Annotated in this window: 28 protein-coding genes and 2 pseudogenes; 15 read left to right on the top strand and 15 right to left on the bottom strand. The window is 43.1% G+C overall.

Annotated elements, in window-relative coordinates; all coding sequences use genetic code 11:
- Nucleotide 1: 1 nt before the first annotated feature.
- The 4 genes from H6G96_RS32705 to H6G96_RS32690 all read left to right on the top strand — a co-directional run bounded on the left by H6G96_RS32705 (nt 2) and on the right by H6G96_RS32690 (nt 2,980).
- Complete coding sequence (locus tag H6G96_RS32705) at nt 2–235, top strand: hypothetical protein (protein WP_190917433.1); 234 nt, start codon at nt 2–4, stop codon at nt 233–235.
- A complete protein-coding gene (locus H6G96_RS32700; RefSeq protein ID WP_190917431.1) occupies nt 232–477 on the top strand; it encodes a hypothetical protein in 246 nt (81 codons plus the stop codon). The genes H6G96_RS32705 and H6G96_RS32700 overlap by 4 nt, the downstream gene beginning before the upstream one ends.
- Nucleotides 474–749 (top strand): hypothetical protein, encoded by a 276-nt coding sequence (locus H6G96_RS32695; protein ID WP_190917429.1) that lies wholly within the window; start codon nt 474–476, stop codon nt 747–749. Before H6G96_RS32700 ends, H6G96_RS32695 begins: the two co-directional genes overlap by 4 nt.
- 662 nt (nt 750–1,411) lie before the next feature.
- Nucleotides 1,412–2,980 (top strand): reverse transcriptase domain-containing protein, encoded by a 1,569-nt coding sequence (locus H6G96_RS32690; protein WP_190917427.1) that lies wholly within the window; start codon nt 1,412–1,414, stop codon nt 2,978–2,980.
- Nucleotides 2,981–3,179: 199 nt separating this feature from the next.
- On the opposite strand, the gene H6G96_RS32685 is transcribed toward H6G96_RS32690, so the two are convergent.
- Nucleotides 3,180–3,338, bottom strand: coding sequence for a hypothetical protein (locus H6G96_RS32685; RefSeq protein ID WP_190917425.1), 159 nt, complete (start codon nt 3,336–3,338; stop codon nt 3,180–3,182).
- On the opposite strand from H6G96_RS32685, the gene H6G96_RS32680 reads away from it, so the two are divergent.
- The 7 genes from H6G96_RS32680 to H6G96_RS41760 all read left to right on the top strand — a co-directional run bounded on the left by H6G96_RS32680 (nt 3,337) and on the right by H6G96_RS41760 (nt 9,780).
- Entirely contained in the window at nt 3,337–3,780 is a 444-nt protein-coding gene (locus H6G96_RS32680; RefSeq protein ID WP_190917423.1) for a hypothetical protein, read from the top strand. The genes H6G96_RS32685 and H6G96_RS32680 overlap by 2 nt on opposite strands.
- 8 nt (nt 3,781–3,788) lie before the next feature.
- On the top strand, nt 3,789–4,460 hold the full coding sequence (locus tag H6G96_RS32675; protein ID WP_190917421.1) for a hypothetical protein: 672 nt from the start codon (nt 3,789–3,791) through the stop codon (nt 4,458–4,460).
- Nucleotides 4,461–4,616: 156 nt separating this feature from the next.
- Nucleotides 4,617–5,195 carry a hypothetical protein gene (locus tag H6G96_RS32670; protein WP_190917419.1) on the top strand — a complete coding sequence of 193 codons (579 nt, stop codon included), beginning with the start codon at nt 4,617–4,619 and terminating at the stop codon, nt 5,193–5,195.
- A complete protein-coding gene (locus H6G96_RS32665) occupies nt 5,192–7,015 on the top strand; it encodes a hypothetical protein (protein ID WP_190917417.1) in 1,824 nt (607 codons plus the stop codon). The genes H6G96_RS32670 and H6G96_RS32665 overlap by 4 nt, the downstream gene beginning before the upstream one ends.
- Nucleotides 7,016–7,223: 208 nt before the next feature.
- Nucleotides 7,224–7,895, top strand: coding sequence for a response regulator transcription factor (locus H6G96_RS32660; RefSeq protein WP_190917415.1), 672 nt, complete (start codon nt 7,224–7,226; stop codon nt 7,893–7,895).
- A 321-nt stretch (nt 7,896–8,216) separates the two neighbouring features.
- Complete coding sequence (locus H6G96_RS32655) at nt 8,217–9,059, top strand: alpha/beta fold hydrolase (RefSeq protein ID WP_190917413.1); 843 nt, start codon at nt 8,217–8,219, stop codon at nt 9,057–9,059.
- A gap of 400 nt (nt 9,060–9,459) precedes the next feature.
- The gene (locus tag H6G96_RS41760) at nt 9,460–9,780 is read left to right on the top strand and encodes a hypothetical protein (protein WP_242063488.1); all 321 of its coding nucleotides are present in this window, start codon (nt 9,460–9,462) and stop codon (nt 9,778–9,780) included.
- A gap of 134 nt (nt 9,781–9,914) precedes the next feature.
- On the opposite strand, the pseudogene H6G96_RS42960 reads toward H6G96_RS41760, so the two are convergent.
- A pseudogene (locus H6G96_RS42960) lies at nt 9,915–10,088 on the bottom strand (integrase); the annotation flags it as partial.
- A gap of 75 nt (nt 10,089–10,163) precedes the next feature.
- Between H6G96_RS42960 and H6G96_RS32645 the strand changes: the two are divergent.
- Entirely contained in the window at nt 10,164–11,462 is a 1,299-nt protein-coding gene (locus H6G96_RS32645; RefSeq protein WP_190917411.1) for a glycosyltransferase, read from the top strand.
- Between the two features lie 33 nt (nt 11,463–11,495).
- Nucleotides 11,496–12,728: an alpha-1,2-fucosyltransferase gene (locus H6G96_RS32640; RefSeq protein ID WP_190917409.1), complete on the top strand. Its 1,233-nt coding sequence runs from the start codon at nt 11,496–11,498 to the stop codon at nt 12,726–12,728.
- Nucleotides 12,729–12,803: 75 nt separating this feature from the next.
- Here H6G96_RS32640 and H6G96_RS32635 read toward each other — a convergent pair whose 3' ends face one another.
- The 5 genes from H6G96_RS32635 to H6G96_RS32615 all read right to left on the bottom strand — a co-directional run bounded on the left by H6G96_RS32635 (nt 12,804) and on the right by H6G96_RS32615 (nt 16,228).
- A complete protein-coding gene (locus H6G96_RS32635; protein WP_190917407.1) occupies nt 12,804–13,829 on the bottom strand; it encodes a tyrosine-type recombinase/integrase in 1,026 nt (341 codons plus the stop codon).
- A 392-nt stretch (nt 13,830–14,221) separates the two neighbouring features.
- Nucleotides 14,222–14,719 (bottom strand): DUF3368 domain-containing protein, encoded by a 498-nt coding sequence (locus H6G96_RS42955; protein WP_190917405.1) that lies wholly within the window; start codon nt 14,717–14,719, stop codon nt 14,222–14,224.
- Nucleotides 14,716–14,961, bottom strand: a complete 246-nt coding sequence (locus H6G96_RS32625) for a UPF0175 family protein (protein ID WP_190917402.1) — start codon at nt 14,959–14,961, stop codon at nt 14,716–14,718. Before H6G96_RS32625 ends, H6G96_RS42955 begins: the two co-directional genes overlap by 4 nt.
- Before the next feature lie 119 nt (nt 14,962–15,080).
- Nucleotides 15,081–15,506, bottom strand: coding sequence for a hypothetical protein (locus H6G96_RS32620; RefSeq protein ID WP_190917399.1), 426 nt, complete (start codon nt 15,504–15,506; stop codon nt 15,081–15,083).
- Nucleotides 15,503–16,228: a ParA family protein gene (locus H6G96_RS32615; RefSeq protein WP_190917397.1), complete on the bottom strand. Its 726-nt coding sequence runs from the start codon at nt 16,226–16,228 to the stop codon at nt 15,503–15,505. The genes H6G96_RS32620 and H6G96_RS32615 overlap by 4 nt, the downstream gene beginning before the upstream one ends.
- 411 nt (nt 16,229–16,639) lie before the next feature.
- Here H6G96_RS32615 and H6G96_RS32610 point away from each other — a divergent pair, with 411 nt between their 5' ends.
- Both H6G96_RS32610 and rpsU read left to right on the top strand, forming a co-directional pair.
- On the top strand, nt 16,640–16,948 hold the full coding sequence (locus H6G96_RS32610) for an RNA-binding protein (RefSeq protein WP_190917395.1): 309 nt from the start codon (nt 16,640–16,642) through the stop codon (nt 16,946–16,948).
- 131 nt (nt 16,949–17,079) lie between these two features.
- A complete protein-coding gene (rpsU, locus tag H6G96_RS32605) occupies nt 17,080–17,268 on the top strand; it encodes a 30S ribosomal protein S21 (RefSeq protein ID WP_190917393.1) in 189 nt (62 codons plus the stop codon).
- Between the two features lie 64 nt (nt 17,269–17,332).
- Here the strand turns inward: rpsU and H6G96_RS32600 are convergent, their stop codons facing one another.
- The 8 genes and pseudogenes from H6G96_RS32600 to H6G96_RS32565 all read right to left on the bottom strand — a co-directional run.
- Nucleotides 17,333–17,812, bottom strand: a complete 480-nt coding sequence (locus tag H6G96_RS32600) for a tetratricopeptide repeat protein (RefSeq protein WP_190917391.1) — start codon at nt 17,810–17,812, stop codon at nt 17,333–17,335.
- A 19-nt stretch (nt 17,813–17,831) separates the two neighbouring features.
- Nucleotides 17,832–19,589 carry an Hsp70 family protein gene (locus H6G96_RS32595; RefSeq protein ID WP_190917389.1) on the bottom strand — a complete coding sequence of 586 codons (1,758 nt, stop codon included), beginning with the start codon at nt 19,587–19,589 and terminating at the stop codon, nt 17,832–17,834.
- Between the two features lie 50 nt (nt 19,590–19,639).
- Nucleotides 19,640–20,407 carry a nucleotide exchange factor GrpE gene (gene grpE, locus H6G96_RS32590; protein ID WP_190917387.1) on the bottom strand — a complete coding sequence of 256 codons (768 nt, stop codon included), beginning with the start codon at nt 20,405–20,407 and terminating at the stop codon, nt 19,640–19,642.
- A gap of 111 nt (nt 20,408–20,518) precedes the next feature.
- Nucleotides 20,519–20,815, bottom strand: coding sequence for a DnaJ domain-containing protein (locus H6G96_RS32585; protein ID WP_190917385.1), 297 nt, complete (start codon nt 20,813–20,815; stop codon nt 20,519–20,521).
- Nucleotides 20,816–20,881: 66 nt separating this feature from the next.
- Complete coding sequence (locus H6G96_RS32580; RefSeq protein WP_190917383.1) at nt 20,882–23,404, bottom strand: tetratricopeptide repeat protein; 2,523 nt, start codon at nt 23,402–23,404, stop codon at nt 20,882–20,884.
- A gap of 204 nt (nt 23,405–23,608) precedes the next feature.
- On the bottom strand, nt 23,609–23,929 hold the full coding sequence (locus H6G96_RS32575) for a hypothetical protein (RefSeq protein ID WP_190917382.1): 321 nt from the start codon (nt 23,927–23,929) through the stop codon (nt 23,609–23,611).
- Nucleotides 23,930–24,473: 544 nt separating this feature from the next.
- On the bottom strand, nt 24,474–24,938 hold the full coding sequence (locus tag H6G96_RS32570) for a hypothetical protein (RefSeq protein ID WP_190917380.1): 465 nt from the start codon (nt 24,936–24,938) through the stop codon (nt 24,474–24,476).
- Nucleotides 24,935–25,154: pseudogene (locus tag H6G96_RS32565) on the bottom strand (hypothetical protein); the annotation flags it as partial. The gene H6G96_RS32570 and the pseudogene H6G96_RS32565, both read right to left, overlap by 4 nt.

Here is a 25,154-nt window from a genome sequence, read left to right as displayed (position 1 = left end):
AATGAATTATGAATCTCGGCGTATAACCATCTCCTACCTAGCAGTAATTGAATTGTGCAAGATTTTTGATTTACCCCAAGATGCACCGACACAAGCACTTTCAGCAGGTGTAGAGAAGCTGATTTTTCAACATGGCAATGTGCAAGCATCACCCAAAGTTGAAACAGCGCCATCTACACAGCCTAATAAATCAGCACTTAGCGCAATGGTCACTAATTTCAAAGGGGCAGCATGAACAGAACCAGATTCAGAAACACGGTTTTAGGCATTGGAGCAACAGCAGCAGCGTTAGCAGTTGGCTATTTCGGAGTCCAGTACTTTGGCAGAAACAATATGTTCACGATCGCTGCGGCTGTCGGGGGTGCAGGGGCCATCAGCTATGTACTTCAAAAACCGAACCAGCCACAAGCGCCAAACAGTGAGCCAGAAGCGCCAACCGCACCGATAAAAGCCCAAAGGAAAGGGAAAAAGTCATGAACGACCAAGACACCCAAAAGACACAACCATCGCTAACAACTACCGAAATAATGACCATCATCCTCGGTTGTGAACAGATTCTCAGATTTGTGCAAGCATCTCCCAATTACAAGCAAATCGAAGCGTCCGAACGGTTCAGCACATCGAATGACCTGTGTCTGGGTGATGCTGTGCAAGCCTTGATGGAGATTCACGAAGCAATCCTAAATATCGAGTTTTATTCCCAAGTTGAGGGACAACCTTATGCTTTCAATGACAGCCTTGCAACGTAATCATTTGTACGAATTCCGTGGTCAACAACTGCGCTACAGCCATCGGTCTAATTGTCGAGTCAATGCCCCTTTCATATTCAATGACTCGAAAGGTAGACGAAAAGAATTAAGCCGTGCGATTCGTTACTAAGTAAAAATGCTTAATAAGCATATAGCCTAGTCAGTGAAAACTAGGAGCAATCCTAGCACTGAACTCTCAGACTGATGTGGGTGAAAGTCCCACCCGCTAGATTCAAGCGTGAATCCTTATCTGCCCACACCGAGTAGACTCGTTATCTATAGAGTGAAGCTGGGAACAGGGCGCAATCAGACGGCTGTTATGGGCTGACACTGGCGCTAACAGGGAGTTCCTACGGTGAAACCGAGCCTATAAAAGTGACCTATTCTTAAGCGGGGCATAACTAAAAACCCCCCGACTTCATCAGAGTCAAAACCCGCAACTCTGCGGTTTAGGAAGTTGCAAGAATCTAGGGTTTCTGATGGTCAAATTGGCTACACCTAACGGAACAATCAATCATCTGAGGGAACGAATAAAAACGAGTCAGAGGTCTTGGGACGGTCGAACCCCAAGTAGGTAAGACGAGCTACGGAACTCCTCTGATTCGGGTAGGATGCGGCGTAATTGCTGCAAGGTATTCAGAAAACACAAAACGGAGTAAAGCATGATTAGGCACTGTAACAAAATTACAAGTGAATCTTGGAAATCACTACCTTGGAAGAAATTTCGAGCGAACCTTTTCCGCCTACAAAGAAGAGTGTTTAAAGCCATTCGAGAAGGAAACAAGCGCAAAGCTTTGCAACTTCAAAGGCTAATTCTGAAATCCCGTGCGGCTAGGTTTCTGGCAATTCGTCAAGTAACACAGCTAAACGCTGGGAAAAAGACGGCTGGCATTGATGGTAAAGCGTCCCTGACGTTTGAGGAAAGATTCAATCTCGAAGAAGTCCTCAAACAACAAACCACTTGGTATCACTCAGGGTTGAGAGAGATACCCATACCTAAGAAAGATGGCTCCACCAGAATGCTAAAAGTCCCAACAATCGCAGATAGAGCTTGGCAATGCCTCGCAAAATATGCACTTGAACCAGCGCACGAAGCAACTTTCCACGCTAGAAGTTACGGATTTAGACCTGGGCGCTCTGCCCATGATGCACAAAAGTACATCTACAGTAATCTTAGCTCTAGCGCTAATGGAACCAATAAAAGAGTTATCGAGCTTGATATTGAGAAATGCTTCGACAGGATAAACCACACCACCATCATGGATAACCTGATTGCTCCTAAGAGCCTGAAACTTGGAATATTCCGTTGCCTCAAGGCTGGGATAAATCCTGAGTTTCCAGAACAAGGTACACCTCAAGGCGGGGTGGTCAGTCCACTACTAGCTAACATCGCCCTAAACGGAATCGAAAGTATACACAGGTATTACAACATACAGGGACGAAGAATCACTAATAACACCCCTGCCAAGGATATCATCGAGCCATCAATCCGTTATGCGGACGATATGGTAATCATACTCCGACCCGTAGACGATGCAGAGCAAATACTCGACAAGATAAGCCAGTTCCTAGCTGAAAGAGGAATGAAGGTTAGTGAGAAGAAAACGAAGATAACCGCTACGACAGATGGGTTTGACTTCCTCGGCTGGAACTTCAAAGTACAGCAAAACGGAAAGTTCAAAAGCACTCCCTCAGTGGACAACTTTAAAGCTTTCCGTAAGAAAGTAAAAGCTATCGTAAACAACTCGAATTATGGGTCTAAGGTAAAGGCGGAAAAGCTTGCACCTATCGTTAGAGGCTGGAGAAACTACCATAAATTCTGTGACATGAGCAGTTCCAGGGATTCCCTCTGGTTCATCAATCACAGAACTTGGACAGTATTCAATAAGGAATCAAAGAATACCAAAGAATCAACCACTGAGTTGATAGCAAAGGCATTCCCAAAAGTTCCTTACTCCGAGAACAGCCACATAAACGTTACAGGGAATAAATCACCCTTTGACGGAGACTTAGCTTACTGGACTGAAAGGAACAGTAAATTATATGACGGCAAAACCTCTAAGGCGCTCAAGCGTCAAGACCATACTTGTGGATACTGTGGACTAAAACTGCTAAGTGATGAGAGAGTACACCTACACCACGTAGATGGAAATCACAACAATTGGAAGGCTAAGAACCTTCTAGCTATACACGAAAGCTGCCACGATTATCACCACATGGGCAAAAGATAAGGGAAAGTATTTCGAGTATCCCCTAGCGCGAAAACCCGTTAACCAGTTAAGAAAGTAAAACCAAAAGCGGCTTTACTTTCTGGGATAGGCAAAAACACAGGAATAATTACCTTGTCTAAGAATATCGGGAGCCGAATGAGGTGAAAGTCTCACGTTCGGTTCTAACTGAGAGGTGCGGAGGATAATACCTCCCATCGACTCAACCAAAACCAAGTGCAAAGGGAGGTTTTTGAACTTGTTGAATTTCGTGAGAACTGATGATGAAGCGATTGCACCGACGACCAATCATTGCAATCGCCCCACTCCGGGACGTATCTCTCGCCGCAAAAACGAAAGTACATAAGGATCTTAGCAGCATGGCACTCGATTACAAAAATCCCAACGATTGGGGCAAATCACCTCTGACCGACTCCGCCCTAAGAAAGCAGCAATTCAAAGTAGAAAATCCTGAAGAATGGGCAGCAATGATCTCAGCAGATATTGAGGCGCTTGACACACCAATCTTCGAGAGTGAAGATTACCCACCTTTCACCGGGACGGAATTTCTAGCAACTCATTCAACCATCGATGACCATCCATACTCTGCTGCATTTGGTCAATTCTTGGGTAATGGGATTGACCCTGATATTGCAAATATTTTGGCATTTGGTGAGAAAAGATTTGATTTAATTTCTGAAGATTTTGACGACCCCATAAGGCAACTAGCAACGAGAATTTATAGCCGATTTGAAGAGATGGGTTACTGGGATAAGTTGCCCCAATCATCCAGCAATATCGACTACGACAACATACCTTATTAGGAGATTAAATGGCACGTAATTTTGGAGCAGCAAAACTCAAAAACCATATTCCCAATAATGCCCCAGGTACTTTAGGGGCAATGGGCAGACTGTTTGATGTCTCAGAATCGGACTTCAACAAAGCCCTCCTTGGCGACCAAACGGTAATCACCAAAATTGCAGACATGGCGCGACTGTCTGACACAGCTAAGGCTAATCTGCCTAAAGCTTTGGAGGCATATCGGAAGATTATTGAAACAACTGGCGATGTTAACCTTGCCTACGCCGAACTTGTGCAACTCACCCAGAAGCACGGAACGCAAACACTAAAGGCTATCAACACTAGTAAGACAGGAGAGCAGCGTTTCAAAAATGAGATGTCCGAGATGCAGGCAGAACACGTCAATGCTACTACTGCCGAGGCCACCCGTCACGCTCAACGCTCATCCTTGATTCAGATATCTGGGGCTACTGCCGACTTGATGGCGATCGCAAAATATGAGGCTGATTTAATCAAAGCTTCTAACAAAGTCCCAGAAGCCCAAGACGCAGCAGATCGCGCTTATGAAAACGCCGTAACTACCGCACTGTGGACAAACGGTAGTGAAGCGAAAACCGACCGCATACCCAAGCCGAATTACTCGCGCACTGCTGGCATTAGCCGAGTAGGGCAGTGGTTCCGCAACTTCATGGGCATTTAACTCATAAGTAAGTCGTTTGCCAGCAGACAGAAGAGAGCAGGGGAGCAGAGGAGCAGGGGGGAATGGACTTGTAACCTCTCCTCTGCCCCGAAGCCCCGAAGCCCCGAAGCCTCTTCTAGACTCTGGCTTTTTCTGTTTCACCCACGCGAGGTAAACATGAATGAAATTGATTCCCTATTATCGCAGTTCCAAAATACCAGCGAACAATCCACACCGTTAATGTGGGGTGAAACTATTTCAGAAAAACCGACCCCAGAGAGCGAAGACGGCGAACGGCTAGAACAATCCATTCGTGATGTCTTCAGTAACAAGCAACTGCTAAACAAAGCACTGGCTACATTTCTGGGTGTGTTTACTGCCAATGCTGGAGTCAGCCTACTAACGAGTTTGGGAATTTCCGCGATCGCTTCTGGCACTTTAAGCAGCATTGTACTAGGGCTATTTTTCGCTGATACCCTAACAAAAATTCACTATGACGGCAGAATCCACATTGGTAAAGACTTCATGGTAGCCACTGCTCAGACGGTGAGTGTAGGGGCTTCGTTGTGGATTGCCTTTGATGAATATAGGGCAGTGTCAGAAGCAACTAATACAGGTAAGACACGGTTCTATCAGGAGGTTAAAACCTACGAAGTTAAGCCAACTCCCAAGAGTGAAATACCTTGGGGCTTGATTGGGGTAGGTGCTTTTGTGTTGTTGGTGATTGCAGCAATCGTCAGGGGGACAAACCAATGAAACGCAAACAATTTGAAGAATACTTGCGTTCAGGAACAGCCAACAATATTACTGTGGGGGTGCTGGCAACCATTGGGTTAATTTGTGGGGCAAAGTCATTTACAGGAACTCAAATTACTTTGGTTGAATATTGCTTCATCCCCTCAACGCTCACCAAGCCGGTTAACCGTCAAAGGTACTGCACTCCCAACAAGCGTTACATAATGCCAGAGTCGGAATTTTATGCTGAAGCTTACACACCAGCTAACCCAGAGTTTCAGCGTGATAACTTCCTGCCTACCAAAGCAACCAGATTAAGAATTATTCCACCAAGCAACCCTGATAAACCGCTTTGGGGATTAGCTTCAGTGCTATTCGTTGGTGGAGCTTATGGGTTATCTAAAGCTAGGGAATGGCGATTAATCCAACTAATGCCTTCAGTTAGGGAAGAAATTCGTAGCAACTGGTTAATTTCTAAACTTTGGTCAGGCTTGAGACTCCACAAGGAAAGTTACACCGCACAGCTAGACTACGAGTTTCACCAATGGTCAGAGAATCGACGGGTCAGAGCAGCACAGTTGTCAAAAATGACACCGCAAGAGTTAGCCATATTTCAGGAGCAAGTGAGATTAAGGGCAGAGGCAGAAGCACGGGTGCAACTGCAACAGGCAACGGGTCAACCAGCCGCAGCATTACCAGGGCAATCAATGCAGGATATCGCCAGGGGTGACGATAAAGTGACCGGCTCTCAACAGCAGACATTACAACAAAATACTGCAATTAGCCTTGATCCATCAGAAGCTCTTGCCCTAAATACTTTGCAAGCCCTGGCCAGAGCCGATAGTTCTACTGCTTTAGTCGCCGCACCCGGAAGCGGTAAATCAGTTACCCTCAATTACTTAATTCAGAAAATCTTGGCAGATTCCCCAGGTGCAGATATCTGGGTAATTAGTGCTAAGAATGATAGTTTTTGCGGTTTACGAGAGAAAGAAAGGGTAATTGTTTTTGATCAGGAAAACCCAGACGAAGCCAAAGAGGTAATTGACAACTTTTACACCGACTACAAAAAACGTAAACAGCTACCAGAATCAAAGCGCGAATCCTTACCACCATTGATTCTAATTCTGGATGATTGGCTAGTAATTGCTGACTCATTAAGCAAGCTTTACTCTGATTGGAATTATGGGAGTAAACTGCTTGATGTTCTGCTGATTGGTCGAGAGTTTAATACTAAGTTTATTGCTTCCCTACAGTCTTTTAATCTGGCAGCATTGGGCATTGAAAAGATGGATGCTCAAACTCGTCTCTGTCTCAATTTACTGCTGTTAGGTAACAGGTATATCAAGAATGGAAGGGAACAAGAATCTTATGGGGTGCTGGAACTGATTTTAAATAGAGGTGACATTATTCCAGGTAAGCAAGAGCGAGAGCAAATTAAATCTAAATACTTGGATATTAAAGCAGTCTCTTATCAAAACTTGCGTCCAGTTATGATTGCTTCTGTTGGTGGTTTTGTTGTGGCATTAATGCCAAAATTATCTAATCAAGTCAACCCGATTGCTTCGGAGCAGGAATATCTAGATAGAGTATTTGACCTAGAATTTAATTTAAGTCCGGCTCACCAGATACATCCCAAACCATTATCTGAGGTGGCTAAAAAGATTTATGAATACTTCCAGAATGTGAAGTCGAAAACGCCAAAAACATTACGTGATTTGAAGAAAGCAGACAGGTTATCTGGTTATTCAGAGTCAGAATTAATTGATGGAGTAGCTGAATTAGTTAAGAGGGAGAAGGTAAATTCTGACGCTCCTGATAGCTATTCCCTGCCTGATTGGTGAAAGTCCTGCCGTGATGCCGTGGTCATAATAAGGGATGTTTTACGGGCTTTTCTCGGTGTCCACGGCATACGGCACAATCACGGCAATCCCCACCCTGTATAGGTCGTAGCCTACGGCACTGCTACGGCAGCACGGACATCCACGGCAGAAGCATCAATAATAAGTCCGCCAATAAACAGCCATTTATTATTAGAGGATTAATAAAATCATGCTGAAAATAGTAATTGTTGAACCAGAAATATTCACTCTCTTAGGCATCAAAGCTGCTATTTCACAATCTCCAGACATAGAAGTAACTGGTGATGCCACTTCTGGAAAGCTGGGGTTTAAGTTAATTGAACAGATGAACCCTGATGTTGTGTTAGTTGATTTATTATTACCCGACATGAGTGGTTTAGAACTGACTCGCTCAATCAAAAGGAAAACTAATAGTAAAGTGGTGATTTTTACTAATCAGACTCATTCAGACTTTATTAACTCAGCTTTCCGTCATGGGGCTGATTCTTATATGCTCAAAAGTGCTGATATAGAATTGATTGAACTAGCCATCAAGAGAGCTTACTTTAATGAATGTCTACTTGACCCGAAGCTGGCTAAAAAACTGTTAGAAAGCCTTTATCACAACAGATATATCGACCCTAATTTTGCTGACAAAAACTTGCTTGACTCTCCCACCGAGCGACAAATACAAGTCCTGCGATTACTGGCGCAGGGGTTAGTTTTTGAACAGATTGCCAGAGAAATGTTTCTCTCTGTTAGTACAGTCAAACATTATGCTAGTGATTTGTACAGTAAATGGCACGTAAAAAACCGTTATGAGGCAATAAAAAGAGGGGCGATGCTTGGTTATATAGACTATAACTTGATTGTGAATGAATGATTTATTGGTGAGGAGACCGAAAGAATTAAGTCGGGTATTGGTGGGGTTTATTTTTGTACAAAATTTCTATATCCCTAACAAGCCCAATCGTTGCTGCAATACGCCCAGAGCGCACCGTCAGAACATCGGCAATCATTATTGAGATACAGCCCAACTTTAAGGTAAAAGGTCAACGGTTCAGTTAGGAGGAATTGAAGCGACTGTTTAGCCAAAAAATTAAGGGGACGATGTATACACTGCGACTGCAATCCTTATCCCAGTTGTTGGTGTGCTTGTCAGATTTAGAATAGGCCTTGTCAACAAAAGTTGAACGTATTTAGCATGAGTTTCACCCAGCATCTTCAAGATCAGTACATCAAAGTCGGTTCTGTTAATACCCGATATTGGCAACTTGGTGAAGAAGGAAGCGAGATAGTTTTGCTGCATGGTGGTGGCGGTTATATTGAGTTGTGGAAGTACAATATTTTTGAGCTAGCCAAGCATCACCGTGTTTATGCTTTCGATATGGTTGGTGCAGGTCGAACAGATAAGCCTGATGCCAAATATACCTTTGACTTCATGGCGAAGTTTACACACTCTTTGATGGAGGCTTTGAATATCCCTCATGCCAACTTGATTGGAGCCTCCGCCGGAGGAGGAGTGGCGTTAACTTTCGCGCTCAAATTTCCAAACAGGGTCGATAAGCTGGTAATCGTTGGCAGTGCAGGCTTAGGAAAAGAAGTAAGCTGGCTATTGCGACTGCCAACGATTCCACTTTTAGGTGAGTTATTAGGTTCTCCAAGTCGGTCTGGTCTGGCAATGTTGTGCAAGCAGGCTGTCTACGACCCAAAACTGATTACCAATGAGGTGGTCGAAGAGTTTTACCAAATGGCGACGATTAAAAGAGCCAAAGAAGCCATGCTCAGTGTTGGTCGTGAAAATTTCAATGTCTGGGGGCAGTTTTATCAGCCGATTGTTGAGAAATTAAATACCATCACTGCTCCCACATTAATTATCTGGGGTAGACAAGACAAGATGGTTCCTGTTAGCCATGCTTACAACGCTGCCAAAAATCTGACTAGAGCGCGACTCGAAATCATTGAGTCGTGTGGGCATTGGAGTCCAATAGAGCATCCACAAAAATTCAATCAGCTAGTTTTAGACTTTTTAGCTGATGTTGCCTAATGTCTAGTCGTGTAGACGGCGTAGACAGAGCTTAAGTCAGTCAGCAATCATCACCGCGATCGTAAGAAGGCGCTGCGCGATCTTTATCACGCCTTGTTTGACGTTGCCCCAAGATGGACGTATTTATCAATTGATAAGTATTCGCAATTACTCTTGAGTGGCGCGACTCTCAACGGAGTAATGGGGATCTTGGCGTAGTAGACTGTCGATAATAAGAATCTTTTATGGACAAGTGTAGTGTTGTGTGGGGATTCACTCTAGCAATTTTGGAGGCAGGCTATAAATACTAGTACTCAAAAATACAAAAAAGAATTAGAGCGAAAATACGGGTATCCCCTGATGCTTGCATCAATGGAACCCGTAGATGGTGGAATGAGTTGCTCTATCAACTCAATTCATTATGGAAATTCTAATCATTATTCAAGTAGCGTTTTTCTGTTTATTGGTGCTACTGGCAGTCATCCACATACTACAACTGATATACATTGAGTGGCGCAAACCTGACGCAGAACGCCCACGCCAACCATCTGGCAAAGTTTCTCAATCATACCGTAGCGACCCAAGGAACAGAGCATTGCAAAGTGATTTACTCACATTGCTTAAAGGTGATGTAGCCACAGCAAAACGCCTTTTATTGCAACAGAGGCGACGCAAGCCAGGTCAATCAGATAATTGGTACCTAGAGAAGGTCATCTACGACTTGGAACGCGATCGACACTGATTAGTCAAAATTCCCTTTTCGTCACTTGATACTTAAAACTACTAAAATTCATGTATCAATAATCATGATTGATTTCCTGTCCAAGGATTTAAAGCACTCCGAGAAATATTTTGGCTTCAGCTAATTAATTTTTCTCACTTGGAATCCTTCAACATAAGAGTCAACAATTCCGACATCTCCCACAGGTCTTTATTCCGGTTGTCATCATAAATCATCAGCGTTCGCGGGTCAGCATGACGGCTTAACTTCTGCACCTTTCTGATATTCCCATCAGTCGCATCAAGCGCCGTCGTAATCGCTGAATGCCTTTTGCACACGTTTATATGAATATATGGCAGTTTTCTGGTATATATTACATCAACTTCTAATTACCAATAAATAAAATGACTCATTATGGCTTAATTTGCCCGGCTTCAACAGGTCATCTCAACACGATGCTCCCTTTAGGGAAAGAACTACAACAGCGTGGTCATCGTGTTACTTTATTTGGTTTTCGTGATGCCGAAGCCAGTACAGTAGCAGCAGGACTAGAATATTGCGCCATTGGTGAAACTGAATTTCCCCCTGGTATCAATGCACAAACCTTGGCTAAATTAGGTCAACTCAGTGGGCGGGAAGCATTGCAATACACTGTTGAGTTACTCAAAGATGGGGCAACGGTGAGGCTGAGAGATGCACCATCGGTGATCAAAAATGCAGGAGTAGAAGCACTGTTAATAGACCAACTCAACCTTGAAGGAGGAACTATTGCAGAGGTTCTAGGGCTTCCCTTTATTACTATTTGTAGTGCTGTAGTCATTAATCGAGAGCTTAGTATTCCACCCTACATAACTAACTGGGGTTATAACCCAGCGTGGTGGGCAAGATTGCGTAATAAATTAGGCTATAAAGCCTTAGATCGTGTCGCTAAACCCATCAATGAAATTATTAATGAATATCGTCAACAGCAAAATTTACCTCCCTACCTTACCCCCAATGATCGGTATTCTCAGTTAGCACAAATCAGTCAACAACCAGCCCAACTAGAGTTTCCCAGAGAGAACTTACCTCCATATTTCCACTTCACAGGCCCTTTTCATAGTTCCATCGGTCGGGAGGTTCCTGATTTTCCTTTTGAAAAATTGACAGGAAAAACCTTAATTTACGCCTCAATGGGAACTATACAAAATCGGCTGCTGGGAATTTTTCAATCTATTGCTGAAGCTTGTCAAGATTTGGATGCTCAATTAGTAATTTCTTTGGGTGGTTCTACAAGTCCAGAGGCTCTACAAGGCCTACCCGGTCAACCTTTAGTTGTTAAATATGCCCCACAATTGGAGTTGTTGCAAAAAGCAAATCTCACCATCACTCATGCAGGGTTGAATACCACATTGGAAAGTTTAACAAATGGTGTGCCAATGGTGGCGATTCCTATTACTAATGACCAACCAGGAGTAGCTTCCCGCATAGTTTGGTCAGGATGTGGTGAGGCTTTACCCATTAAGAAAGTAACCGTTTCTAAGCTAAGAACAGCCATTCAAAAGGTGTTGACAGAAGAAAACTATCAAAAGAATGCTCTTAGATTGCAGAACGCAATTAAGACAGCAGGGGGAGTTAGCCGAGCTGCTGATATAGTTGAGCAAGTTTTATCCACAGGTTTACCTGTAATAGCGTCAACACAGCAGAGGTCTTTGACGCTTTGAGGACAACCTGAAATTTGAAAATCCCTCAATACAATGGAAAAATCTAAATATTCGACCAAAAGCGAAACAGAAAGGGTTTTCAGTGTCTTTGATACTTTCCAAAAAGATGCAGTGAACACTCTTGCTACTTCAACAGACGCTACTACTACTTCCGTTGAGCCAGTTCTAACAATGTCCTGTCTTGGGCAATTAGGTCGATTCGGGAACCAACTGTTTCAGTATGCTTTCTTGAGAATCTGTGCAGAAAAAAGTGGCTCACGAGTAGAGTGTCCATCTTGGATTGGTCAGACTTTGTTTGGACACCAAGACGCACCTATTTCTCAACGATTACCTCCCGCAATTGAATGTTTGGATGTGGGAGAAAGTTTGTTTGATATTATTCCTGAATTCATTCCTTATCTTGAAAACATAGCGGATGCTAAAAGTTATCGCGTGGGTTCAGAAGCTCTTGAACATGGTATTACTAACGTTGATATATGGGGTTTCTTTCAATTCCATACCCGATTACTCGCACCATACAAAGAATACTTTAGATCACTGTTTCAGCCCGTTAGCGAGCTAAAATCTCCTTTGGAGGATGGTCTAAATATTCTTCGTTCTAAAGGAAAAACGATAGTTGGAATTCACATTCGACGAGGTGACTATATTACGGAACCGCAAGTGGGCTTTACATTGGCGTTTCCAGCAAAATGGTATTGTGAATGGCTTGACGGGATATGGAACGAATTAGACAACCCAGTTCTATTTCTGTGTAGTGATGATCTTGACAGTATTCTTCCTGAATTTAAAAAATTTTCTCCTGTGATTTGGAGAGATTTGGAAGTAAAGCTTCCAGAAAGTATGCAAGATTTAAACATAGAGTTTTACATTGACTTCTTTATTTTAAGCAACTGCGAAGTAGTTTGTATTAGTAATAGCAACTTCAGCTTTATAGCCTGTATGTTGAATGAGCGTGGAAGAATATTTGTTAGACCCCATTGGGATTTCTCTACTAAGTTTACAGTTTTTGACCCTTGGAAGAGTGAACCATTGTTATGGCTAGGGGATAAAAAGACGAAATTTTTCAAAAGTTTTTTTGATATTTTATATGTTACTTATGTAACCCAAGGTATAACAGCAATGTTCAAATGTATATTCATCTATCTTCCTAAAAGCAAGCTAAAAGGATGGGGAATAAGAGTATACTTAGCGTACAAAATTCAAGGTATAATTGGCGTTTTTAAAACCTGTTTTTACACATTAGGCTGGCGTTCCATGTGGAAATAACCGGACTATATCATTGACGATAAAAGTCACAGTAATTGGATAAGAGTAATGTACTGTAATTATTCAATTTATTAATTATTCTTCATACCAATTCTTCAACATTCCAGTCAACAACTCCGACATCTCCCACAGGTCTTTATTCCGGTTGTCATCATAAATCATCAGCGTTCGCGGGTCAGCATGACGGCTCAACTTCTGCACCTTTCTGATATTCCCATCAGTGGCATCGAGTGCCGCCGTAATCGCCGAGTGCCTTACCCTGTGAGGTGACATGGGTTTCTTGACTCCCGCCCTCTTAAAAGCAGTAGCCACTATTTTATAGATGGCATCCGTAGTCAATCTATGCCCGGAATTCTGAAAATCCAATGCCGTAAATATCGGTAAATTAGCATTCAAATCCCCCCTAGCAATTAACCAATCCGCTATCGCCGCCGCCACATCTTTTGACATATCCAAATATTCTTCATTCGTTCCCTTCCCCTTCCCCAAAACCCTCAACTTGCGTCCATAAAAATCAAAGTCGCCCACATTAAGATGGCATATCTCCTGGCGACGCAAAGCTAAACCCCACAGCACCAGAAAAATCGCATAATTGCGCTTGCCAATTAACGTTTCTCTATCAAACTGCTGAATCACAACTGCTATCGCTTTGCTATCAACACCCCGTGTATCTCGGTACGCCTTGACCTTCTCTCCTGAAACATCTTCTAGGGAATAGTTGCACACTCCCAACTTCCGCCCCATCTTCGCCAGCGACTTAATCGCCGCCAGCCGCCGATTGATGGTTGCCTCCCGCAGCCCAGATTTAATCAACATCGCCTTGTATTTCAACACCACCATCACCGCCTGCTCTCGCTGCAAGTGCAAAAACTCCAGCACACTATCACCAGTTGGCGGTAATAAAGTCATCTTCAGAAAAAAATCTCTCAAATCCTTTTCATAAGCCCGTCGAGTATTGGGGTTGCGCTTATCTGCCAACAGCTGCGTCAACACATCTGGGTCTTTATCAAGTTGTGCGTCAAAATATCTGGCGATCGGTGCATCTAAACACGCCTCCAATTCAACTTTAACTAGCTCACCAAATATTGGCTCGTTAGGCATAAGTGCTTACAGCTTCGTTATTGATAATACAACTTTCCAATAACGTTCATCATTACATACAATGTTCTTGCCAAAACGTTTACACAAGATATAGCAATAGCCACTTGTTGCGGAAGTCACTAAGTATCATAAGCGCTGTGTGTAGTCTGTAAAATTGCTGCTTTGATATCGAAATTGATATCAGTTTTGGTAGCACAAGAATACTGGGGAATCTGCCCCAAAGCGATGCCTGCGGTTCAAATAGCCAACACCCAAAAACTGCTGCCCTCTATGGTAAGTAGGCTAATATTACCTACTCGTACTTTTTTCAACGCAGTGTCTGGTTGTTTTCGTTTTACTCTGTTGAAAATTGTTCGAGCCACGGGATTTAAGGCGTTTGTTCTATCAAAGTTTTAACCCTCATCAGCAGATTGCAAGACAATTGCATACAACTTTTGGCTAACCCGAAAGTCAGCAGTAGCAATTAACTGATCAATTAATGGTTTAATAGCTGGAATTAGCCCTTGTTTTTTGGCTTGTAGCAAGACTCCCAACAGACCCGTTACATTTAGTCCATAACTTGTAGCGACTGCTCGTCCTCGGCGTTCGTCCATTAATAGCAAGTCAGCTTTCAGTTCTTTGGATAAAATAATTGCTTCGGCTTCTCCTAAGTCAATATTGTCCTGTTTTTCCTGAATTTCTGTAACTTGTTGAGAATTAACAACAGCTATCGTCTGAATCCAAGATAGCTGTTGTACTTCTACTGCCCCAGGGACAACTTTATCTACACCTACCATCTCGTTATAAACGGCTTGGGGAATGATAACGCGACTATACAACTGACGCAGTAAATCTAACTGACCAATCGCTGCTAAGTTTGTGATCGGTGATGTGTCGCTAACTATAATCACAACAAGCCCATTGATTGCAGTGTCCGCACATCGGATTGGAAGTCTTCTACATCATAGTTGATGTGTAAACCGCGTTTAGCCAGTTCATGCTGGAATTCAAGTACTGTGATTCCTGTCCAGGCTCGGACTTTGCCACTGCTAATTTTACCTTGCTGATAAAGCAAGATGCCAATTTCTAATTTCAGTTCATCCTCAGTCATGTTTGATGCTCGGAGGATGTCATCGGGAATTATGACGCTCATAAGGGAAAACTCCAATTCATAGTTTATTCTAATTCTTCCGTCATGCTGGGCAATAAAAATCTATTAAACCTTTATAGTATTAGACCTTTATAATTTAAAGCAATTATACCTTAATCAGCTTATAGGTTTAGTAATCGTTTGAGGTCTTCAGCATTCTTGACTTGGCTCCAGTCAACCTCACAAGAAAGCAATAGTTCTATGGCAACTCCGATTAGGTGCTGAGGGTAAACCCGCTCACCAGGGGGAACTGCTTCTGTGTTGTTGTCCCGCACTGTTCGGGCTGTATCCGTTAACCAGTTATGCTGTGTGCGAGTAATTTTAATATTGATCGTCACGGGCTTTTCCTTAACTACTGCTTGAGAAGTTGGTGATGCAGTAGGCGCTTCTAATGCTGACTTTGGGGCTGGTGATGTTATAGGCATTTTCTCAAGTACTGGGGAAGTTGGTTCTACTTCGGTGGTATCAGAGGTAATCTCTGGCTCTGATTGGCTCTTAATTCCAGAAAACTGGCTTAATTTCATGCCAGACATTTTCTTTTTGGTCATTTCGTCCCCCAATGTTTGATGTATTCTTTAGCTAAAGATTGGTAAGCTCTAGCACCACTGGACTTGGGGGCGTAAGTGCTAACTGGTTGTTGCGCTGCGATGGATTCAGCAACAGCTATGTTATCAGGGATAGTTGTGTGCAATAGTCGATAACCTAACTCCACTGCTGCCTCAATTAGCAAATCGTCAGCCTCTTTAGTCAGAACTAACCGGGGCTTATACCGAGTTCTAACAACATCAATGGGAATATCTGCCCTTTCCCCTCGAATTAACTCCACGGCTTCCGAAAGCCCTTTAAGGGAAGCAGGTTCGTTCATTGTGGGGATAAGAATACGATCGCTGCTAAGGATGGACTGCACTGATGCCACCGATAGTCCTGGGGGACAGTCCATTAAAACTACATCAAACCCAGAAAGTCGTGACAGCGCTGGAACAAACAAGTTATCCTCCGATGTCAGGCGAAACATACCTATATCACCTGGAATCAGACAAAGGTGTTTTACTTGGGTTTCTCTGGGTATGAGTGTTTCTTTACTAGTTAGCCAGTCAAGGGTTGTTGGCTCAGTACCATCCATGCCTAGACCGAACGAGAGAGTACGCTGTCCATCTAAATCAATCAGCAGGGTTTGGCGTTTGGGAGATGCTAGAAATGCCCCTAAGTTCAGGGCAGTAGAGCTTTTACCTGTCCCGCCTTTAAAGTTGAATACACTGATAACAATCATTTTAAAAAGACTAAAGCGTTAATCAGTGTATACCATAAAGGTCTAATACTTTAATACCTCTATATATTTAAACATATTATGACTTTAATTATGTTGGGGCGATCACCTTTTGTAGATACTATGAAGGTCTAATACTTTAATATGTTTGCTTTTTATACTTGCGGACGACTCTTCAAGAATGTAGAAGCAAGCTCCTTTGGCTGACTAATACCATGAAGGTCTAATAGTTTAATCGCATCCGCGTCTTACATCACTAAATGCAGAGAATTGGCTTTTATGTCATCCTAGACTAGGAGAGTTAATTCGGTGAGTATCTTTGTTTTTAGTATTGACAGGCTTTTCCCTTTTGATATTTACAGACTTTTCTCTGAAATTTAAATCTCCAAACACTAATAATTTTGGAGATAATCGATGTCAATTTATGTAGGCAACCTCTCTTACGAAGTTAAGGAAGATGATATTAAGGGTGTTTTTGCTGAATATGGTACTGTAAAGCGTGTTCAACTACCTACTGATCGTGAAACAGGACAACCACGCGGTTTTGGTTTTGTAGAAATGGGAACAGATGCAGAAGAAGCAGCTGCCATTGAAGGTCTTGATGGTGCTGAGTGGATGGGTCGTGACCTAAAAGTTAACAAAGCCAAGCCCAGAGAAGACAGAGGTTCGTCTGGTGGTAATCGGGGGGGATACGATGGGGGCGGTGGACGTAACCGCTACTAAGCGGAAGAAAGCTGAAAGAAAGAGAGAGCGAATTTTCAGGCCAGACAAAGAGTCTGGCTTTTTTACACTTTAGTTAACTGGGCGGCTTACCACTATCAGCCATTAAGTAAGTCAATTTAGCAGGAGAGATAATGACCCAAATAATAGTGGGTGACAATGAACACATTGAGTCAGCCTTACGTCGGTTTAAGCGAGAAGTTTCCAAGGCTGGGATTTTTCCAGATATGAGGAAGCATCGTCACTTTGAAACGCCTATTGAAAAACGCAAGCGTAAAGAAATTGCCAAGCACAGGCAGAGTAAAAGAAGTTTCCGCAATTGAGAAATGACATAGATATTAATCAATGCCCTCATAAAATCTCTGAGGGCTTTTTTTGTGACAACTCTCACCGCTTGCGGTTAGCGGTGAGAGTTGCCATAAGCTTGATCATTTGTAGAGAATCAGAAGCAATGGCATTTTGTGGGTCAAACTTGAGTGCTTGTTGCCAAGATGCGATCGCTTCTCTCCATTCTCCTTGCAATGCCGATAATTTCCCAGCCAAGGCATGGAAGTCTGCATTGCTGTAATACAAAGCTAGAGCTTGATTGTTGTGCGTTGCTGCTTCTGGATAACGCCCTTTTGACAATAAATGCAGTGCTTGTCTGTGATACCAGATGGCTTGGTCGTGCAGACGGAACAAGTCAGACAAGTCTACTTTGCAGCGTCTGCAAGTTGGGGAGGAAGAAGCAGTGCTGAGTAAGGGAGATGAAGAAGATGAGGCAGATATGGTAGCAGTTTCTTCCTTGTAATCATTATTGTGCTGCTCAATCCCGACTCTGCTCCCCTTTATTGGACGATAAACTGCACCACAGACAGGACATTTCATAATTACCACTCTCTATTCCCTATTCATCATTCGTACTGGCGTAGTAAAGAAAATCTGAGAGTTCTTCTTCTAACTGGGGTAGTTCTGGGCTATTGTTAGCGATCGCACTTTCAATCTGTTCTAATAAGTCTTGTAATTCAAGAACTTGTTCAGAGTCTACCGTAAGAAGTGCTTGCCCCGCGCGGTCTAAAAGTGCTGCCAATTCTGGAGCGATTTCTACAGACTCGATTGAATCTTCTGCGGAGATTTCAATTGTTTCATCACTGTCAAACAATGCATCTAAATCTGCCCTTGCTTGCTTCAATTCATGGCTAGAAAGTTTCTGGATACCTGCATTATTTACTACTAGCGTTCCTTGTTGTCCTTTGCCTTTCTCAGTAGTGGTGACAGTGAGAATGCCATTCAGGTCAAAGTCAAAGTGAACCTCGACTTCAATACCTCCTGCTGGTTTGGGTGGTAAGTTCTCCACTCTAAAGGAACCTAGAGGAACATTTTCTTCAGCAACCGTATTTTCTCCCTGAAAAACTTCAATTTCTACCACTTCTTGTTCATCAAACACGGTGGAATAAACATGGGAGCGAGAAACGGGAACAACGCTGTTGCGGGGAATAATCACACTAAAGTAACCTGGCATAATACCCATTGGTGTAGGCACAGCCGCAGCAATGCCCAGAGAATGAGGAATCACATCTACAAGAATGGCATCCACTAATTCACCTACCAGCACCCCAGCTTGTAACGCTGCTCCTAATGCTACACAAAGGTCTGGTTGAATGCCATCGGTGGGGTTTTGTCCCAGATGCTCTTGGATCATTTGTTGTACTAAAGGAATGCGTGTAGAACCACCAACTAAAATAATCCGGTCAATCTCATTGGGTTCCAGGCTGGCATCTGTTAGGGCGCGGTCAATTGCCTCTAGGGTTTCTGCCAAGAGTGGGCGAATCAATTTTTCAAAATCTGCTCGTGCTACTTCTGTCTCCAGATGTAGTGCAGTCTTGCCTTTACTACCTAAAAAGGCTTCCCGGACTGTAGCAAAAGCATGGGGACTCAGGTCAATTTTTAACTGCTCTGCTGCTCTCAGGAGACGCGCCTGGGTAGCTGCATCATCTGGGACATCGACACCATGCTGTTTGCGGAATAAATCCGCCAGATACAGTTGTAAAAGTCTGTCGAAATCGTCTCCACCCAAGCGATTATTACCATGACTGGCTAGTACTTCTGTCACTTCGCCTGTAATTTCAACTACCGACACGTCAAAAGTACCACCTCCCAAGTCATAAACTACAACTCGTTCTGTCTCTTCGGAGCGTAAATCATAAGCTAAAGCCGCCGCCGTTGGTTCGTTGATAATTTGCAGTACTTCCAAACCAGCTATCTCGCCAGCAGTTTTAGTTGCTTGCCGTTGAGCGTCCGTAAAGTAGGCTGGAACCGTAATCACTGCTTGGGTAATTGTTTCTCCTAAAGCATTTTCAGCCCGTTGTTTCAGAGCGCGGAGAATAATAGCGGAAACTTCATGAGGTAAGTATTCTTTATCTCCGAAAGTGGTTTTGTGGTCAGTTCCCATCCAGCGCTTAATTGACTTCACAGTGCGTTCAGGTGCTGCTGCATACTGACGGAGTGCTTCGCGTCCCACTAGCAGTTTACCTGTATCGCTAAATCCCACACAGGAAGGTAAAATCAGGTCGCCATCTTCTCCTGGTAATACCCGCACTTGTCCGTTTTCGACGATCGCTACTTCGGAATTTGTTGTGCCTAAGTCAATACCAACTGCTTTCATAAAATTCGATTAAAAAGTAAACTGCACTAATTTCCCCAGTCCAAGCGTCCCTAATCAAGAGTCCCTTGTGCCGCTACAATCACCTGTGCTTCCCTCAGAATGCGTTCGCCCCATAAATAACCCCGTACTACTTCCTGAATTACGGTATTGTCTGTAATATCTGTTCTAGACTCACGTCCCACAGCATACATTGTCTGGGAATCAAAAGGTTTTCCCATAGATGTAATCGGAACAACACGCCGTTGTCGTAGTAACTCTAAAAGAGATCGCCTAATTAACTCCACACCTTGTTGATTGCTGGTTAAAATTTCACTTAAATCTGATGATGTTAGTGATTTTTCAGACACTATTGACTGAGATTCCTTGCCAGTAAACCACTGTCCTAGTTTCTCCCAGAAGCTTTTCTGTGTTGCTGGTTTTTGTTTTGAAGTAGCAGATAATGCTTCTATTTCCTCTTGCCAGTAAGTACAAGCCTGATCTAAAGCATCCAGGATACCCAGCAAATCTTTTAACAGTTTCTCCTGCTGCTGCTCAAATTGTCCCCATGCCTGTTTTTGGCTTTCTTCCAGACGTATTTGCAACTGTTCTTTATCTGTGCGAGTTACTTCCAATGCTTGCACAAGAGCATCTTGAGTAGAACGCAATAATTTACCCTGTTGCTTAACTTCATGGCGCAGGGCAGTCCATTCTGCCACCATTTGATAGGGGTCAAAGGAATTAGCGGATTCTGGTGGTTCACCCAGATATTCAGGGATTGGTTGTTCTGAGTGTAAATAATCTAGAAGTTTGGCAAATAAAGCTTCTTTGTTATTAGTCATTTGTCATTTGTCAATAGTTAGCGGACATTAGAAAAATCAGTAACTAACGATTACGAATTACGTAAAGCCTGCGGCATAGCTTTGCTTAGAGCGTAGCCCATTACGAATTATTTAAAATGTGGCACGAATTAAATCATCCAGGCTAACTTCTAGTTGAGCAAGCGCTTTTTCTCGCACCTGTTTTAATATCTCTGGGTTCAGTTCTGCTTCTAGTGGACGAAATTTTAAGAAATCCTCATGCTGAGTTGTTTCTCCTTTGCGAATTGCCTCGTAAGCTCCTCGAATTTTCTTAAACTCTTCTGGATAAGTATGAGCGGGAAATTCCCGCAGTTTGGCATGATAGGCCGCTTTAATTTCGGCGGCAGTAGCTCCTGGAGAAATACCTAAGCGTTCGTAGTGGTCAGTCATCAAATAATTCCAAATTAAAAATTTACTATTTATTGTTTGTCACTATTAAGTACAACTTACTCAAAACTAACTTTTAAACAATTCCTGAAAACCACCTTTTCTTCTACCCTTTCGTTTCTTACGCATAGGCGGTAAGTTTCCAAAGATCAAGTCTAAGTCTGACTCTTCTGACTCATCATCTTCATCGAAGTTAGGCATACTGTTTAACATCTTTTGCTTGAGTTCTGGAAGCATCCGTTCAAACTCAGCTTTGGGCATTTTGTTGCCAAGTAATTTTTGAAGCATCCCTGATAAGAAGTCATCAATATTTGACATATCCAGGTTGTCAAATTCCTCTGGGTCTGGCATTATGCTAGTCGTTTCTTGAGCAGAGAGAAAAGCCTGTTCTTCCCGAAATGCTTGTAATGCTTTGGCATCTTGTAAGCGACGGGCTAATTCAAATCCCTGTTGCTTTAATTGTTCATAGTTTGGGTGATCAACATGGTAGGTAGTGGCTCTAGCTAATAGTAATAAAGGATTCTGAGGTTCCCGACGCAGTGCTGACTCCAGCACAGGTACAAGGGTTGTAATCTCACCAAAACGGCGCACTTGAAGTTGAATATTTGCCAGAGCATTTCCTGGCTGTGGCATGGTGTCGAGGTAGGTACGTAGAGGAACTTCTAGTTTTTGGGAACTACTTTCTTTGACAGCTAAGACAACTAAATGAGCAACTCTAGCTTCTGGGTATTCTGTTGATAAGTTGAATAATTTTTGTAGATACTGGCTTGTTAAAGCGGCGATGCCTTTTTCACGTTTGGCGAAGAGGTGGATAGAAAGAGCGATCGCCTGCAATACAGGAATTTGTTCTTCACCAGATAATTTTTTCAGGAGAGCGTCCCATCTTTCAACTGCTGCTTTTTGGTGTAATGAAACTCGTCCGCCGGAATTGGGCTGACTCTGCACTGAATTCACGAATCCCTGACAAGCACCTATAGCAGGATCTTTTTTATCTGCTGTCTGTACTAAACGGCTAAATAAGGGATAACTTAACGTAGATAAAGCATCTATCCAAGGTACTGTTTCCACCTCAGTTTCAATGCTCAGGTCGCCAAAGTGCTTGCCAAATTTACGCCGAGCTTCATTACGTGCAAGTTTATCTCCTATTTCCTCGTAACATCGCAACAAAATGCCGTAAACTTCGTTATACCGACATCCACCTTCTAATGCTTGGGTAAGCAGTGCGATCGCTTCAGTATAATTTTCCTCCATTGCCGCAACTAGTCCCTTACGCCCCAGTAACTCTGGTGATGTGGGACAGATGCGTTCTGCTTGTTGCAAAGATCCTAAAGCGGCGCGTTCCCGACCTATTGCCATGTAAGCATCTGCCATCCAGCAGTGGAGATGTGCTTGGGTCGGTTTCAATCGTTGTGAAGGCCATTCTTGAGGTTTTTGTTTTGCTTCCTGCTCTAACCACTTCAAAAAACGGGTCAACAGACGTGGGCGTTCTTGATCGGAATCATTAGCATCCAAAACTTCTAAGAGATTGATTGCCAAGTGGGGGTTAAAGGGTTGCTCTGTCAACAAAAGCTGCCAGAATAGTTCAGCACAGTTTAATTGTCCTTGATTCAGTGCTTGTTGTCCGGCTAGGGTCAACAGCAGTGGACGGAGACTTTCTATTTCTAGAAAGCGTGTGGAACGCTGCTCTATCTTCAACAGCAGATGTGCGGCCTCATGGTGATCGCCTTGGTCAATCAGTTGCAGCATTCGCAACGCCGTTAATGCCTCTTGGGTAATTTTATCTACTGTTTTTTGCGGATTCCTAGATTGTAGAAGTTGTTGTCCCGTTTTTCCTTGCTGGAAAGTCGCCAATCGCTTTAAAATTGGATGCTCCAAATACTTTGGTTCGCCATAGTTCATCAAGTCGGATGACCTTCCAGATGATTTCAACCCCAAAATATTAGCGGCAGTATCCCAATGACCGATGACTTGTTGAGTGTAAACAATCCAAGCTATTGGCGAGTCTCCATCGGTGATGGCTTGCTTAATTTTCTGAAAAGATGTCAAAGCTGCTTCTGGTTGACCATTTTTTAGCGCCAGAACACCTCGTACCCAGTGGAGTTGGGCAGCACTAAAGCGTTTGGATTGTTCGTTAATTAACTGCTCAACTGTGGCGGTATCTCCTTTGAGTAACAGGAGTTTTAGGTAACAGATGCTGTACTCTTTCGATAGAGTGCCTACCTCAAAAGCATTTCTGAGCAAATTCAGCGCCGCATCTAATTGCTTCAACTCCAGCAAACATCTAGCTTGCCAATAATGAACTTCTCCAACCAAACCAAATTCTAGAGCGCGGACAAAGGATTTTTCTGCCTGTTTAAAATCTTGTTTTTGGAATTCTTGCTGACCCCGTAGCAACCAAATCTCTGATTCTTTGGGAGTGAATTCAATATCAGGATGCAAGCGCTGATTTTTTTTGATTTCTTCCAATGCCTGCCGATATTTTTTCTGCTTCAGTAATTCTTGCAGTTGCATCTGGAAAGAGTTTTCAGCAACTTTTGTCCCTGTGTTAGAGACGTGTTGTTGTGAGCGCTGTTTGGATTGATGTTTAGCCACTGGGCTTTCTTCCTAATTGTTTTTATTATTTTCACCCTCATAGTTAAGGGCGGCTCCAACTACTCTCTTAATTTCAATATTAGTGGGCCGGGGAGCAGAAATTTTACAAGCCTCTATAACGTTTTCCTCTGAATGCTGTTCTCCTCGCTAAAGCCGCCAATTGTCAGCCAATTGTCACCATCTTCAGATGTTACTACCACGCATCTATGAACTTGCGCCAGCTTCAGCCGCCGCTACATCTGGTTTGACTTCCTTTGCTTTTTTCTCGAAAATTTGGATTCCTGCGTCAATCACTTCAAACCCGTTTTCTGTTCGCACTCCAAGCTTGCCCGATACAGCCCCAGCCCAGTCTGCAAATTCCGAGGCGCTAGTTTCAGCCTTCCGCCAGCTTTTTGCATTAACTTGAGCAGTGAAGACTATACCGTTCTGGTCAGTGAACTCGATTGCAACTTTCTTGTTCTCAGCTGGTGTAGCTGTTGGCAGTGAGCCGCTAAATTTTATTGTCACTTCGCTTTTGGCTTCCATCGCTTACCCCTGGCTCATCATCAATGAACTTTTTTCCCGCTCCTGATTTTATCAAGGCTTCAGAAAAACTTCGCATACTAAACATTATTTAACTCAAAAGGTATTTATAAGGTATTTACAAGGATTTTTCTTAAAAAGGCAAATATAAGGTCTGGCAATGGCATTTCAATGGCATACCAATGGTAAATATAAGGATTTATTTGCACCTTTTACACTGAAAATCACCGTTTTTTACAAAATCCTTCTTTTTTGCCCAAAATAAGGTACTGCAATGGCATCTCCAAGGTATTTACAAGGTAAATATAAGGTAAATATAAGGATTTAGACCCCAAAAACCTCATTTACCTCTCTGATTTCTCCCCCAAAAATTCCTGACCAAAACTTACGCACAGTACGCAAAAAAGTTTGGCCCAGTTTTTTTGAGCCAAAACTAAAAAAAGCAAGAATAAACTTTAAATACTACTGAAAAATACATAGCCACTACAAAAGCCGCCTAACAGTTAACAGCTACAACTGCGGCGGCTATTGTTGAGATATTCTTCGCTCAATCTCCTCCAAAAATCGCATCCAATTCTTGAGACGAAGCCTGACCTTGAACTATTGAAGCAGGTCTGATTGAATCAGCCGCTTCCGCCTCAAGCTCAGGCGACTCTAAAGCATTACTCTTGTAACTTGGGGCATTGACCGCTACAACTGGTGCAGTCAACGCTGGCTGTGACACCACAAACTGCGGTTGTTCCACCGACAGTGCCAAACGCATATAACTACCGTGTTTATTCAAGGAGTCCTGCGCTTCCCAACAAGCAAAACGGATCTGCTCTGGCGTAAAATTACCGCTTGAATATCGCGCCACTGGCAAGAAAGCAGCCACCAAAATATCAGCCACCTTACGCTGTGCCTCATCCTTGGGCAACGAGTTCAAGTAATCAACCACCTCCGCTAAAACATCACCCTCATAAGGTTGAAGCCGCAAACTCAGAGACTTGCGTTTCTTTTTGCTTTGGTTCATTGACTTGTCTCCATCCCCAACAAATAATCAAACATCCCAAAGCAGTCCACCAGACGCGCTGATGTACTATATCTATACGTTTGCTCTGAATCTAAATTAAAAGTTTCTTGCACCTGAGTTATAAAACCGCTACCCCAAACCATCGGTATCATTGGCAATTTGTCGTCTTTGGGGATGTATTGACCAGTTCTCTCGTAAACACTGCTATACGTATCT

The organism is Nostoc sp. FACHB-892, assembly GCF_014698795.1.
Classification (GTDB): domain Bacteria; phylum Cyanobacteriota; class Cyanobacteriia; order Cyanobacteriales; family Nostocaceae; genus Nostoc.
This window is presented reverse-complemented; position numbering and strand designations above follow the sequence as displayed.

Bases quoted from the DNA above. Each gene is read 5' to 3' on its own strand.
- H6G96_RS32655 (WP_190917413.1), top strand. From the start codon at position 8,217: ATGAGTTTCACCCAGCATCTTCAAGATCAGTACATCAAAGTCGGTTCT.
- H6G96_RS32585 (WP_190917385.1), bottom strand. From the start codon at position 20,815: ATGACTGACCACTACGAACGCTTAGGTATTTCTCCAGGAGCTACTGCC.
- H6G96_RS32705 (WP_190917433.1), top strand. From the start codon at position 2: ATGAATTATGAATCTCGGCGTATAACCATCTCCTACCTAGCAGTAATT.
- H6G96_RS32680 (WP_190917423.1), top strand. From the start codon at position 3,337: ATGGCACTCGATTACAAAAATCCCAACGATTGGGGCAAATCACCTCTG.
- H6G96_RS32570 (WP_190917380.1), bottom strand. From the start codon at position 24,938: ATGAACCAAAGCAAAAAGAAACGCAAGTCTCTGAGTTTGCGGCTTCAA.
- rpsU (WP_190917393.1), top strand. From the start codon at position 17,080: ATGACCCAAATAATAGTGGGTGACAATGAACACATTGAGTCAGCCTTA.
- H6G96_RS32670 (WP_190917419.1), top strand. From the start codon at position 4,617: ATGAATGAAATTGATTCCCTATTATCGCAGTTCCAAAATACCAGCGAA.
- H6G96_RS32610 (WP_190917395.1), top strand. From the start codon at position 16,640: ATGTCAATTTATGTAGGCAACCTCTCTTACGAAGTTAAGGAAGATGAT.
- H6G96_RS32690 (WP_190917427.1), top strand. From the start codon at position 1,412: ATGATTAGGCACTGTAACAAAATTACAAGTGAATCTTGGAAATCACTA.
- H6G96_RS32685 (WP_190917425.1), bottom strand. From the start codon at position 3,338: ATGCTGCTAAGATCCTTATGTACTTTCGTTTTTGCGGCGAGAGATACG.
- H6G96_RS32660 (WP_190917415.1), top strand. From the start codon at position 7,224: ATGCTGAAAATAGTAATTGTTGAACCAGAAATATTCACTCTCTTAGGC.
- H6G96_RS32625 (WP_190917402.1), bottom strand. From the start codon at position 14,961: ATGAGCGTCATAATTCCCGATGACATCCTCCGAGCATCAAACATGACT.
- H6G96_RS32695 (WP_190917429.1), top strand. From the start codon at position 474: ATGAACGACCAAGACACCCAAAAGACACAACCATCGCTAACAACTACC.
- H6G96_RS32635 (WP_190917407.1), bottom strand. From the start codon at position 13,829: ATGCCTAACGAGCCAATATTTGGTGAGCTAGTTAAAGTTGAATTGGAG.
- H6G96_RS32615 (WP_190917397.1), bottom strand. From the start codon at position 16,228: ATGATTGTTATCAGTGTATTCAACTTTAAAGGCGGGACAGGTAAAAGC.
- H6G96_RS32675 (WP_190917421.1), top strand. From the start codon at position 3,789: ATGGCACGTAATTTTGGAGCAGCAAAACTCAAAAACCATATTCCCAAT.
- H6G96_RS32645 (WP_190917411.1), top strand. From the start codon at position 10,164: ATGACTCATTATGGCTTAATTTGCCCGGCTTCAACAGGTCATCTCAAC.
- H6G96_RS32665 (WP_190917417.1), top strand. From the start codon at position 5,192: ATGAAACGCAAACAATTTGAAGAATACTTGCGTTCAGGAACAGCCAAC.
- H6G96_RS32595 (WP_190917389.1), bottom strand. From the start codon at position 19,589: ATGAAAGCAGTTGGTATTGACTTAGGCACAACAAATTCCGAAGTAGCG.
- H6G96_RS32600 (WP_190917391.1), bottom strand. From the start codon at position 17,812: ATGAAATGTCCTGTCTGTGGTGCAGTTTATCGTCCAATAAAGGGGAGC.
- H6G96_RS32640 (WP_190917409.1), top strand. From the start codon at position 11,496: ATGGAAAAATCTAAATATTCGACCAAAAGCGAAACAGAAAGGGTTTTC.
- H6G96_RS32620 (WP_190917399.1), bottom strand. From the start codon at position 15,506: ATGACCAAAAAGAAAATGTCTGGCATGAAATTAAGCCAGTTTTCTGGA.
- H6G96_RS41760 (WP_242063488.1), top strand. From the start codon at position 9,460: ATGGAAATTCTAATCATTATTCAAGTAGCGTTTTTCTGTTTATTGGTG.
- H6G96_RS32575 (WP_190917382.1), bottom strand. From the start codon at position 23,929: ATGGAAGCCAAAAGCGAAGTGACAATAAAATTTAGCGGCTCACTGCCA.
- H6G96_RS32700 (WP_190917431.1), top strand. From the start codon at position 232: ATGAACAGAACCAGATTCAGAAACACGGTTTTAGGCATTGGAGCAACA.
- grpE (WP_190917387.1), bottom strand. From the start codon at position 20,407: ATGACTAATAACAAAGAAGCTTTATTTGCCAAACTTCTAGATTATTTA.